Below are 12,633 nucleotides of genomic sequence, written 5' to 3'. Positions count from 1 at the left end.
CTCAGATGATTCAGGAAGCCATCAACTTCGTAGACAGCGGCATCGCCGCTGTGCAGACGCTCGTCTACGTCGATGGGGTGCAGCCGCTGCTGTTCCACTTCAACTTGATGGGCTACGCCGACGACATCTATGACGCCTTGTACTGGGTGCTCGTCGGTGTCTTTCAGATCGGCGTGACGTACGCCCTGCTGCGTCCGCTCGAGGCGTTGCGTCCAGTCGAACGGTGGCAGGATCGCCGCCAGGTGCGCGCCGACGTGATCTACACGTGGATCGCCAAGCTCGGCATTCTCAATCTGCTTTTCTTCCTGGTGCTGCAACCCGTTTTCAGCGCATTGCAAAGTCAGATGGTGATCCACGGCCTGCCGAACGCTCAGTTGGACGGCCTGTACCCGGGGGTGACGGATCAACCGCTCGTGTCGTTCCTGCTGTACCTGATCGTGCTCGACTTTGCGGGTTACTGGTATCACCGCTGGCAGCATCGCTTCGGGGTCTGGTGGGAGTTGCACGCGGTGCACCACAGCCAGCAGCAGATGTCGATGTGGACAGACGACCGCAACCACTTCCTCGACAACATGCTGCAAGCCGCCTTCTTTGCGTCGATTGCGCTGTTCATCGGCGTGCAACCCGCGCAATACGTCGTGCTCGTGGCAGTGGGGAATTTCTTGCAGAGCGTGCAGCACGTGAATGCACGTCTACCGTACGGCCCTGTCCTCGAACGTCTGATCGTAAGCCCGACGTTTCACCGTCGTCATCACGCCATTGGTTACGGGCACGAAGGCACGCGGTACGGCTGCAACTTCGGCGTGCTGGTCCCGTGGTGGGACGTGGTATTTCGTACCGCCTCCTGGGAGCGCGCCGTGGAGCCGACCGGCATTCGCGACCAACTCCCCGCCCCGAAGGCCGTTCGCGCCGGTATGGAATGGGCGTGATCGCGCAACAACTGCGCGCCTTCGGACGTATCGCGGGACGCCTTACCTTGCGTCGCCCCGCCTTGCGCGCCGACGCTTCCTGACCGGACGCGCCCGCCCCAACGCGGGCACGGTTCAGGGCACAGCGTTGATCTGGATGTGATAAATGCCCCACGGGCAAAGCGCGAACTGCTCCCTGAGGGGTTTGCCCGCCAGTATGGGGATCGCGGCCGGGTCGTAGACGGCCCACAGCGGCCCCAAGCCACCCAGCGCAAGCGGCTTGTCGTCCAGATGTGTGGCGAGCAGGAAGCGATACTCGCGCAATTGCGCCAGCGTGGTCGCGACAATGTACCCGTCGATAGCGCGCAACAAGACCTGCGTCGCCGGATTGGCGGGTACGCCCGCCTGCGCCAGGACGTCGGTCAGACGTGGGCCTCGCAGGGTGTGCGGCCGGGCATCGTATTCCAGTGTCGGACGAATGGTCTGCGCGGGCAGGCGCGTCAGCGTGCCGAAGTCGAACGCGTACGCGGCGTCGAATTTCACCAGTTGCTTGTGAAAGAGTTGATCCAGCGCCGGATCGACAGCGCCACGGTTGTGATGCCGGATCGCGCCGCTGAGGGTGACGAGTGGCGTTGTGACCGGCGATCCCGGCGTTGCCGCTGTTTTGGCGAACACAGGCACCGACATACCGAGTGCGCCGGCACCGACCAGAAATTCTCTTTTCTTCATGGAAATTGACGAAAGTGATTTCGCACGGCGGCAGGTTAGCCGCAGCGTCGCGTGAGCGTATCACGCGCCAACCACGAAGTGCCGCCGCGTCCATTTCTTAATCGGCTGACCGCATAGCGGAAACACGGCCCGGGTCTCCCGTCCGGCCAGCTTTTCTTGGCCGTAGTCGCCGGTGTATCGAGCCTATTGATCGCGGTCAATCACGGTGCGCGCGGCGATGTCCCGGTGCCTGGCACGAGAAACGTCGGCTCCTGGTCAGTCGGCATTTGCGCCAACTCCTCCGCGGTGAGTCGGGCATAGACTTCGATCAAATAGCCGCTGGGATCGCGCAGCCAGAGTTCGTGCAGCGGAGTGCCGCGCCAAGTCGTGCGCGGTGGCTTGACGATCGGCGCCCCAGCGTCCAGCGCCGCATGATAGGCCGTAATCACCTGCGACCTGTCCGCAACGCCCAGCCCCAGGTGATAGAGGCTGTAGGTATCCAGCGGCTCCTGGCTGTCATTGACCAGCAGCACCAGATTCAGGTGCAGATGCGGCAGGATGAACGTGCTGTATCGCGCCGTGGTGTCCTTGGGCGCAACGGTGAAAAGCGCGGCGTAAAAGGCGGTGCTAGCGGCCAGATTGGCTACGCGCAGACTGAGATGGAACTCCTGCGCAAGCGGGAAATGCGTGGAATCGACCATCGGCTTATCTCCTTGCAGTGTGATCCGCTCTGGCGGACCCTGGCCGGTGCCGCGCTCAAAGCACTTGAAAAGGGTATGCCGACCGTCAGAGGCGCACGTTGACGCGAGTCAATCGTGTTTGATGCGATGCGCAATGCCCTGGACGATGCCCGCGACGGAATACGCGACCGGCAACCGGTGGAATGCCTGACACGTATCACCTTCCCGCGAAAATTCTGACCCATCCTGACGGCCATATTTATGAATTAAATTAACGTGAATCAAAAATTTGACCATTTTCATTCATGGATCAAAGTCTCTATGATCATCGTCACGAATTCATTCATCTGGCGACAGGCGTCATTAGAGACCATGGCAAAGACACACAATCTGGGATTTCCGCGCATTGGCGCGAAGCGCGAACTGAAGTTCGGTCAGGAAACGTATTGGAAAGCGCAATCGTCACGCGACGACCTGACAGCGCTCGGCGCGTCGTTGCGCCTGCGCCACTGGCAGGATCAGGCCGCCCTGGATCTGTCGCCCGTCGGCGATTTCTCGTTCTACGACCACGTCCTCGACATGAGTTTCACGCTGGGCAATCTGCCTGAACGCGTGCAAGGCTTCCACGGCGATGCGCTGGACAACTACTTCCGCGTCGCTCGCGGCCGGTCGGCCCATGGCGCCGAAGCGCACGATGCCTGCTGCGGCGGGGTCGCCGCGGGGGAAATGACCAAGTGGTTCGACACGAACTATCACTACATCGTCCCCGAATTCTTCGCCGCCACGACATTCGCGCTCGACGCGTCACGCCTGGTCGAACAGCTCGCGCAAGCCCGTGCTGCCGGCGTGAAGGTCAAGCCCGTCATCATCGGCCCGGTCACCTACCTGTGGCTCGGCAAGGCCAAGGACGACAGCGACAAGCTCGCCCTGCTGCCGCGCCTGCTTCCGGTTTACCTGGAACTGCTCGAGACGCTCGGCGCGCTGGGCGTCGAATGGGTGCAGATCGACGAGCCGATCCTCGTGACCGAACTCGGCGCCGAATGGCAACACGCCTTCGAGACAGCGTACGCGGCGCTCGCCGCCGCCCCGGTCAAGCGCCTGCTCGCCACGTACTTCGGCGAGCTGCAGGAGAACCTGCCGCTGGCCTGCGGATTGCCCGTCGACGGCCTGCATCTGGATGCCGTGAATGCCCGAAGCGAGGTCGCCAAGGTCATCGACGCCCTGCCCCGGATGCAGTCGTGTCGCTTGGAGTGGTCAACGGCCGCAACATCTGGAAGTCTGACCTGGCCGCCGTGCTGGACTGGCTGGAGCCGGTCGCCCAGGCATTAGGCGATCGCCTGTGGGTCGCACCGTCGTGCTCGCTACTGCATGTGCCGGTGGATTTGGACAGCGAGCAGAACCTCGATGCCGAAATCCGATCATGGCTGGCCTTCGCCAAGCAGAAGCTCGCCGAAATCGCAATCGTGGCGCGCGCCATCAACGAAGGCCGCGACGCCGTGCGCGCCGAGCTGGCCGCCAATGCCGCCGCCATCGCCAGCCGTCGCGCCTCGCCGCGCGTCCACAATCCGGCCGTCAAGGCCGCGGTGGCGAAGATCGACGCGTCGCTGGGCCGTCGTCAGCACCCGTACACCGTGCGCGCCGAGAAGCAAGCCGCCGCGCTGAACCTGCCGAGTTTTCCGACCACGACGATCGGCTCGTTCCCGCAAACGGCCGAAATCCGTACGGCACGCCGCCAGTTCAAGGCCGGCGAACTCGATCAGTCCGGTTATGTCGCCGCGATGCAGGCCGAAATCGCGCGCAGCGTAAGCGAGCAGGAGGCCCTCGGTCTCGACGTGCTCGTGCATGGGGAAGCGGAGCGCAACGACATGGTCGAGTATTTCGGCGAGCAGCTTGACGGCTACGCCTTCAGCCAGTTCGGCTGGGTGCAGTCGTACGGGTCGCGCTGCGTGAAGCCGCCCATCATGTTCGGGGATATCCGCCGCCCGAAGGCCATGACCGTCGAGTGGATCCGGTACGCGCAATCGCTGACCCGCAAACCAATGAAGGGCATGCTGACCGGTCCGGTCACGATCCTGAACTGGTCGTTCGTGCGCGACGATCAGCCCCGCTCGGTGTCGTGCCACCAACTGGCGCTGGCGATTCGTGAGGAAGTGCTGGATCTGGAGCGAGCAGGCGTGCGCGTGATCCAGATCGACGAGGCAGCCCTGCGCGAAGGCCTGCCGCTGCGCCGTGCGCAATGGCAAACGTATCTGGACTGGGCCGTCGAGTCGTTCCGCATCACCGCGAACGGCGTGCAGGACGACACCCAGATCCACACGCATATGTGCTATTCGGAGTTCAACGACATCATCGCCGCCATCGCCGACATGGACGCCGATGTCATCACCATCGAGACATCGCGCTCCGATATGGAGCTGCTGGATGCCTTCGATTCGTTCCAATACCCGAACGAAATCGGACCGGGCGTCTACGACATCCACTCGCCGAATATCCCGACGCAGTCGCACATCGTGTCGCTCATGCGCAAGGCAGCCGAGCGCATTCCGGCTTCGCGTCTGTGGGTCAACCCGGACTGCGGCCTGAAGACGCGCCAGTGGGCGGAAGTGATTCCGGCACTGCAAAACATGGTCGCGGCCGCAAAGACACTGCGCGCTCAGTAAGCGGCCTCCCGGCGAAAGGGTTCGAGGAGGGTTCGAGAGGGTCCGATCTGCCGCCAGACAATCATTTCAAACGCATGGGCCGGCACTCGCCGGCCCGCTGGCGTTGGGTCGCCGAATCTGTCTCCCGATCCGCTGTGAAACGACGCCAACCGGCTTCAGCGAAGCCTCACAACAAAGCCGATGCGGTCCCGCCATGGCGAGGTTACGTGAAAAAACCTTGCTAAGTCATTGATTGGCTATTGGTTTGCATGGCATAGTCGCGCGGACGTATGGCGTCGCGGACTAAGTTTCTCCTAATTCTCGCGCGCTATCGTGCGCCCGTGCCGTCCTGCGTGACGAGCGGGGTATCAGGCGTTCGTCTGCGTGGCGGCGTCGGGAAGCGTTCGGAAAACCATGCGGATATTGCTCGTAGAAGACGACACCATGATCGGTGAGGCCATGATGCAGGCGCTCAAGGACGCCTCTTATGCGGCCGACTGGTGTCGTGACGGCGACGCCGCCCTGGCGGCGCTGGCCGCGCACAGCTACGACCTCATGCTGCTCGACCTCGGCCTGCCCGGGCGAGACGGCTGGGAGGTGCTGCGGGTGCACCGCACGGCGGGCGGGCGCACGCCCATCATCGTGGTGACGGCCCGCGACGGTGCCGACGACATTATCCACGGGCTTGATCTGGGCGCCGACGACTTCGTCGTGAAGCCGTTTGAAGTGGGCGAGTTGCTTGCGCGCATGCGCGCCGTGATCCGCCGGCAGGCGGGCGTTGCCGCGCCGGTGCTCACGAACGGCGCGCTGGTCCTCGATCCCGCCACCCACCAGGCCAGTTACGGCGAGAACCAGTGTGTGCTCTCTGCACGCGAATACGCCCTGCTGCACGCACTGATGCTGCGCCCGGGCACGATCCTCTCGCGCGACGCACTGGAGCACCGCCTCTACGGGTGGGGCGAAGAGATCGAAAGCAACATGATCGACTTCCTGATCCATTCCATTCGCAAGAAGCTCGGGCGGACGTCATCCGCAACATCCGTGGTGCGGGCTGGCTGGTGCCCAAGCCATGATCATGATGCGTTCGCTGCAGTCGCGACTGGTGGTCACGCTCTCGGCCTGTGCGCTGGGACTGGCCATCGTCGCGGGCTTCGTCTCCTACGCGGCGGCCTTTCGCGAGGCCTACCGTTTCCAGGACGATCAACTGCTGCAACTCGCCGCGCTCGTCGACACCCGCAATCTCGCCGAGGCCGATAGCGCCATGCATGGCCTGCCGGTGGAGGATCACGACTACCGTCTCACGGTACAGCGGCTCGGCGGCAGCTTCCCGGTCACGCTGGCCGACGGCTTTCACACGGTCAATACGGGCGACCACACCTGGCGCGCCTTCGTGCGTACTATCGAGCCGGAGCTGCGTATCGTCGTCGCCCAGCCAACGGAAGGACGCAACGAGATTGCCCGCAACAGCGGCCTGCGCACCGCGCTGCCCTTCGTGGGGTTCGTGCCGCTGCTCATCGGCGCCATCGTCGTGACGGTGCGCCGCGCATGGCGGCCAGTGCAGCGGCTGGCCGACGATGTCGACACTCGGCGCGATACCGATTTGCGCGGCCTCGACGCGCAGGATGCGCCCACAGAGATCGAGCCGTTCATCGTGTCGATCAATCGTCTGCTGGCGCGACTCGCCAAGGCGCTGGACGAGCAGCGCCGGTTTGTGGCCGACGCCGCGCACGAAATGCGCTCGCCGGTGACCGCCCTGGTGATTCAGTCCGAGAACCTTGACCGGGCACTCGACCCGGTGCCCCTCGATACCGAGACGCGCAATCGCCTGACCAAGCTCAAGAGCGGGCTGCGCCGCACACGCGCGCTGCTCGAACAACTGCTGACCCTCGCTCGGGCGCAAAGCGCCCCGACGGTTGCCGCCACGCCGCTCACGCTGCTGCCCGCCGTGCACGAAGCGCTCGAAGACGTATTCGTGCTGGCGGACCGCAAGCAGATAGTTCTCGACCTGGTCGATACGTCTCAGGCGGCGCCCGGGCGCCCCAATCTGCGCGTGACGGGAGCGAAACGCGATATTGTCACGCTGCTGAGCAATCTTGTCGGCAATGCCGTGCGCTATACGCCGGCGGGCGGCAGCGTCGGCGTGCGCCTGTCGGCCACGGCGGCCGAGGTGGTCATCGACGTGATCGACTCGGGGCCAGGGATCGACGCCGACAAGCGCGAGCGCGTGTTCGATGCGTTCTACCGCGCGAGCGACCAACGCGAAGCCCGCGATCACGGCGGCGAAGGCACGGGCCTGGGCCTCGCCATCGCGCGCGCGATCGTCGACCGCCTCGGCGGTCGGGTGACGCTGGCGGATGCCGGCCCGACACCGCCGCGCGGCTTGCATGTGCGCGTGACGCTGCCTAACCCCGATGCCGCCGGCAACACCGGCGCCTGAAAGTCATGCGCCTTATTCACGACACTTACCTCATTCAACAAGACCGGAAACCTCCCATTCATGTCCATACGCCCTCAACGTGACGCCGGGCTGGAACCCTGGCCGATCTCTCCTGCCGCCCTGCTCTGGCTGCTGGCCACATTCGCGCTGGTCTGGTTCGGCGTATTGAACCTGCGCCATCTGGTGCCTAGCGACGAAGGCCGCTACGCCGAGATGGCGCGCGAAATGCTGGCGACCGGCGATTGGGTCACCCCGCGCTACAACGGCTACCTATACTTCGAGAAACCGCCGCTCCAGACCTGGATGAACGCGCTGACGTTCATGATTTTCGGCCTCGGCGACTGGCAGGCCCGTCTCTGGACGGCGTTGACCGGATTCGGCGGCGTGCTGCTCGTCGGCTACACCGGTCGTCGCGTATTCGGCGCGCGCGCGGGCTTCTTCGCCGCACTGGTGCTGGCGAGTGCGCCCCTGTGGAGCCTGCTCGGCCACTTCAACGTGCTCGATATGGGCGTGTCGTTCATGATGGCGCTGGCGCTGTGCGCACTGCTGCTGGCGCAACGCCCGGGCTTACCGACACGCAGGTCCGTAACTGGATGTGGCTGTGCTGGGCGGCGATGGGGCTGTCGATCCTGAGCAAGGGCTGATCGGCGTGGTGCTGCCGGGTGCGGTCCTCGTGATCTACACGTTGATTTCGCGCGACTGGGCGCTGTGGAAGCGCCTGCACCTCGCAAGCGGTCTGATCGTGATGCTCGCCGTCACCGTGCCGTGGTTCGCCGCGGTCATGGCGCGCAACCCGTCGTTCTTCGAATTCTTCTTCATCAACGAGCACTTCAACCGCTTCCTGAAGCCGGATCACCATCGTCCGGGCGCGCTGTGGTACTTCGTGCCGGTGCTGATCATCGGCTTCCTGCCATGGCTGTCGATGATTCCGCGCGTCGTCTCGGCGTCGCGCGCTGCACCGCGTCAGGCCAATGGGTTCCGCCCGGTACTGATGCTCACGGTCTGGGCCGTGTTCATCTTCTGCTTCTTCTCGATATCGCACTCGAAACTGCTGTCGTACGTGCTGCCGGTCGCGCCGGCCCTGGCACTGCTGATCGGGCTGGGGCTCGCGGGCCTCTCGCGCGAGTCGCTGCGCAAGCACCTCGTCGTGTCCGCCGTGCTGTTCGTGGCGACGATCGTGACGTGCCTGGTCTTTCTCTCCCATCACTCGGATAGTCGCAACCCGGTCGAGGCCTACCGCACCTTCTCGTACTACCTTTACGCCGCCAGCGTCGCCGGACTGATCGGCCTCGCTATCGCGCGCTGGCTGAGCACGCGCAGCACGAAGCAGGCGCTCGTCGCCTTTGCAGGCGCGTGGCTGGCGTTTGCGATGATCGGCGGTTCCGGACATGAAGCCTTCGGGCGCAGCAGCTCCGGGATCGATTTGGTGCCGGCCGTGCGTGCGGAAATGGATCGCCTGGGACCGGATACGCCGTTCTACTCCGTCGGCACGCTCGACCACACGATGCCGTTCTACCTGCGTCACACCATGATCATGGTGGCGGTGCAGGACGAACTCGAATTCGGCATCTCGCAAGCGCCGGATAGCTGGATCCCGACGCTCAACAAGTTTGCCGACGTCTGGATGGCGGCACCCAAGGCGCTTGCGCTGGTCGATCCGCAAAAGTTCACCGTTCTCGAGACGCTCGGTCTGCCGATGAAGGTTATCGCGCGCGACAACCGTCGCGTCATCATCGAGAAGCCGACGACCGACACACCGCCCGCCGCCAACTGAGCGCGGCCGCGACGAAGCAGGAATGGCTGGGGACGCATTGCCCCCAGCTTTTTTTTGCGCGTCTCGTTGAAAGCGCAACACACCGTAATATCCCACGACCATCGTCGTGACCGCGCACAGCGCCTTGTTGGACAAGGCTGTGCGGCCGGCGCCGAGATTTCTGTCAATTTCGCCACTTTCGCGCCATTTTGGCGTTGGGGGTGCGCCCCTACCATGGCGACATTCCTTCCGGGACCGGTGCCGCGCCGTGGCGCACGCGCGCCGGACGGCCCTTGCCCCGTACGCCTGCGACTGCGCCCGAGCGCGTCTGAATCATGTGGATTGTCAACGTTGCGCTCAAGCGGCCCTACACGTTCATCGTGATGGCCATCCTGATCCTGCTCGCTACGCCGCTCGCGCTCATGCGCACACCGGTCGACGTGCTGCCGGAGATCAACATCCCCGTCATCAGCGTCATCTGGACCTATAACGGCCTGGCAGCACAGGATGTCGCCAACCGGATCATCTCCGGCAACGAACGCGGACTGACGACCACCGTCAACAATATCGAGCACATCGAGTCGCAATCGCTGCCCGGCATCGGCATCATCAAGATCTTCCTCCAGCCGAGCGCGAACCTCCAGACGGCTATCGCCCAGGTCGTGGCGATCGAGCAGGCGCAGGTCAAGCAGATGCCGCCGGGCGCCACGCCGCCGCTCATCATCAGCTACTCGGCCTCGTCGATCCCGGTAATGCAGCTCGGCTTGTCGAGCCCCAGCCTGTCGGAGCCCGCACTCAACGACACGGCGCTCAATTTCCTGCGGCCGCAGTTGGTGACGATCCCGGGGGCCGCCGTGCCCTATCCGTACGGGGCAAGACGCGGCTGATCTCCGTGGACATCGACTCGCGCGCCTTGCTCGCCAAGGGATTGACGGCGCAGGACGTGGTGGCTGCCGTCAACGCCCAGAACCTGATCCTGCCGACCGGCACAACGAAGATCGGCCCGCGTGAGTACAGCGTCGACATGAACGGGTCGCCGGCCACTGTCGAGGGCCTGAACAACATCCCCGTGCGTACGGTAAATGGCGCCACGACCTATCTGCGCGAAGTCGCGCACGTGCGCACCGGCTTCTCGCCTCAGACGAACATCGTGCGCCAGAACGGCCAGCGCGGCGTGCTGATGTCGGTCATGAAGACGGGCGATGCTTCCACGCTGTCGGTGGTCGACTCGCTCAAGGCCCTGCTGCCCGAAGCCCGCGCCGCGCTGCCGCCGGACCTGCACATCTCCGCGCTGTTCGATCAGTCGGTGTTCGTGAAGGCGGCGGTGCAAGGGGTGATTCGCGAAGCGCTCATCGCCGCCGCGCTCACGGCCGCCATGATCCTGCTGTTCCTCGGCAACTGGCGCAGCACCTGCATCATTGCCATCTCGATCCCGCTCTCGATTCTGTCGTCGCTGCTCGCGCTGCATGCGCTCGGTCAAACGATCAACATCATGACGCTGGGCGGGTTGGCGCTGGCCGTGGGTATCCTGGTCGACGACGCGACGGTGACCATCGAGAACATCGAGCGCCATCTGCATATGGGCACGCCGCTGCACCAGGCCATTCTCGACGGTGCGGGCGAAATTGCCGTGCCTGCCCTGGTCTCGACGCTATGCATCTGTATCGTGTTCGTGCCGATGTTCTTCCTGACGGGGGTGGCGCGCTACCTGTTCGTGCCGCTCGCCGAGGCCGTCGTGTTTGCGATGCTGGCCTCATACCTGTTGTCGCGCACGCTGGTGCCCACGCTCGCGATGCTGCTCATGGGACACGCTCGCGCAACCGATCCGACCGCGGCGCCCGGGGCGTTCCGGCGCGTCTATTTGCGCTTCGACGCCGCCTTCGAGCGCATGCGCGCCGCCTACATCGCCGTGCTCTCGACGCTGCTGGTACGCCGGCGCGTATTCGCCACGGGTTTCCTGGCGTTCTGCGTGTTGTCGATGGGGCTGGTGTTTGCGTTGGGCGCGGATTTCTTCCCGAGCGTGGACGCCGGCAATATCCGATTGCACATGCGCGCGCCCACCGGCACGCGCATCGAGGAAACGGCGCGTCTGGCCGATGAAGTCGAGAAGGTCGTGCGCGAGATCGTGCCCGCCCGCGAACTCGAAACCATTCTCGACAACCTTGGCTTGCCCTACAGCGGCATCAACCTGTCGTACAGCAACGCGGGCACCATCGGCACGCTCGACGGCGAAATCCAGATCGCCCTCGCACCCGACCATCACCCGAGCACGGGCTATATCGACAAGCTTCGTGCGGTACTGCCGCAGCGCTTCCCCGGCGTCGAGTTCTTCTTCCAACCGGCCGACATCGTCACGCAGATTCTCAACTTCGGACTGCCGGCGGCCATCGACATCCAGATCAGCGGCGCTCGACAACTGGCGAATTTCGACGCCGCGACGAAGCTCCTCAAGCAGGTGCGACAGGTGCCCGGCACCGTCGACACGCATATCCAGCAACGGATCAACGCGCCGACGATCCATCTGGACATGGACCGCACGCGCTTGCAGCAACTCAATCTCAACGCCAACGCCGTCGCCCAGAACGTGCTGATTTCACTCTCCGGCAGCTCGCAGACGTCGCCGGGCTTCTGGTTCAACCCGCAGAACGGCGTGGAGTACAGCCTGTCGGTGCAATCGCCGCAGTACCGTATCAATTCCATCGACGACTTGCTGCGTCTGCCGGTGGCCGGCACGACCAACAACGGCCAGCCGCAACTGCTCGCCAACTTCGTGAAGGTCGAGCCGACGCAGCGCTTCGCCGTGGTCAGCCACTACAACATCCGGCCGGTGATCGACATCTTCGTGAGTGTGGAAGGCCGGGACCTGGGGAGCGTCGCGCGCGATATCGACCGGCTCGTGGCGCAGGCACGCAAGGACTTGCCGCGCGGCAGCCAGATCACGGTGCGTGGCCAGGTCAGCACGATGCAAAGCTCCTACCTCGGGCTGGGGCTGGGCGTGGCAATGGCCATCGTGCTCGTCTATTTGCTGATCGTGGTGAATTTCCAGTCGTGGGTCGATCCGCTCATCATCGTGAGCGCCCTGCCCGCCGCCCTCGCGGGCATCGTCTGGATGCTGTTCCTGACCGGCACACGGCTCTCGGTTCCTGCGCTCACAGGGGCCATCATGACCATGGGCGTGGCCACGGCCAACAGCATTCTCGTGGTGGCGTTCGCGCGCCAGCGCATGGAAGCCGGCATGGCGCCCCTTAAGGCGGCGCTCGAAGCCGGCGCCAGCCGGATCCGGCCGGTGCTGATGACGGCGCTCGCCATGATGATCGGCATGGTGCCGATGGCCCTCGGTCTCGGCGAAGGTGCCGAGCAGAACGCGCCGTTGGGCCGCGCGGTGATCGGCGGCCTGCTGTTTGCCACGGTCTCGACGCTCTTCTTCGTGCCGCTGGTCTTCGCCGGCGTGCATACGCGACTCGCGCGACGCAAGGCGCGCCGCGCCGAACCCGATACCCCATCCTGA

At 64.5% G+C, this 12,633-nt stretch carries 3 protein-coding genes and 5 pseudogenes; 6 read left to right on the top strand and 2 right to left on the bottom strand.

Annotation, left to right across the window (positions count from 1 at the left end; genetic code table 11):
- Window positions 1-5: 5 nt before the first annotated feature.
- A pseudogene (locus tag DRB87_RS10815) lies at window positions 6-1,012 on the top strand (sterol desaturase family protein).
- 31 nt (window positions 1,013-1,043) lie between these two features.
- Here the strand turns inward: DRB87_RS10815 and DRB87_RS10810 are convergent.
- Window positions 1,044-1,637 (bottom strand): molybdopterin-dependent oxidoreductase, encoded by a 594-nt coding sequence (locus DRB87_RS10810; protein WP_130025901.1) that lies wholly within the window; start codon window positions 1,635-1,637, stop codon window positions 1,044-1,046.
- Between the two features lie 200 nt (window positions 1,638-1,837).
- Window positions 1,838-2,317 (bottom strand): VOC family protein, encoded by a 480-nt coding sequence (locus tag DRB87_RS10805; RefSeq protein WP_130025900.1) that lies wholly within the window; start codon window positions 2,315-2,317, stop codon window positions 1,838-1,840.
- Between the two features lie 351 nt (window positions 2,318-2,668).
- On the opposite strand from DRB87_RS10805, the pseudogene metE reads away from it, so the two are divergent.
- The 5 genes and pseudogenes from metE (at window position 2,669) to DRB87_RS10780 (ending at window position 12,633) form a co-directional block, all read left to right on the top strand.
- Window positions 2,669-4,956 (top strand): annotated as a pseudogene (gene metE / locus DRB87_RS10800) (5-methyltetrahydropteroyltriglutamate--homocysteine S-methyltransferase).
- Window positions 4,957-5,349: 393 nt separating this feature from the next.
- Window positions 5,350-6,008, top strand: a pseudogene (locus tag DRB87_RS23510) (response regulator transcription factor).
- 2 nt (window positions 6,009-6,010) lie between these two features.
- Window positions 6,011-7,372, top strand: a complete 1,362-nt coding sequence (locus DRB87_RS10790; RefSeq protein WP_165385281.1) for a HAMP domain-containing sensor histidine kinase — start codon at window positions 6,011-6,013, stop codon at window positions 7,370-7,372.
- A gap of 60 nt (window positions 7,373-7,432) precedes the next feature.
- Window positions 7,433-9,146, top strand: a pseudogene (locus DRB87_RS10785) (glycosyltransferase family 39 protein).
- Window positions 9,147-9,460: 314 nt separating this feature from the next.
- A pseudogene (locus tag DRB87_RS10780) lies at window positions 9,461-12,633 on the top strand (efflux RND transporter permease subunit).

Origin of the sequence: Pandoraea sp. XY-2 (genome assembly GCF_004193915.1) — a bacterium.
Lineage (GTDB): Bacteria > Pseudomonadota > Gammaproteobacteria > Burkholderiales > Burkholderiaceae > Pandoraea > Pandoraea cepalis.
This window is presented reverse-complemented; position numbering and strand designations above follow the sequence as displayed.

What these genes read in the sequence shown, in the direction of transcription:
- DRB87_RS10805 (WP_130025900.1), bottom strand. Translation starts at nt 2,317, where the DNA reads ATGGTCGATTCCACGCATTTCCCGCTTGCGCAGGAGTTCCATCTCAGT.
- DRB87_RS10810 (WP_130025901.1), bottom strand. Translation starts at nt 1,637, where the DNA reads ATGAAGAAAAGAGAATTTCTGGTCGGTGCCGGCGCACTCGGTATGTCG.
- DRB87_RS10790 (WP_165385281.1), top strand. Translation starts at nt 6,011, where the DNA reads ATGATGCGTTCGCTGCAGTCGCGACTGGTGGTCACGCTCTCGGCCTGT.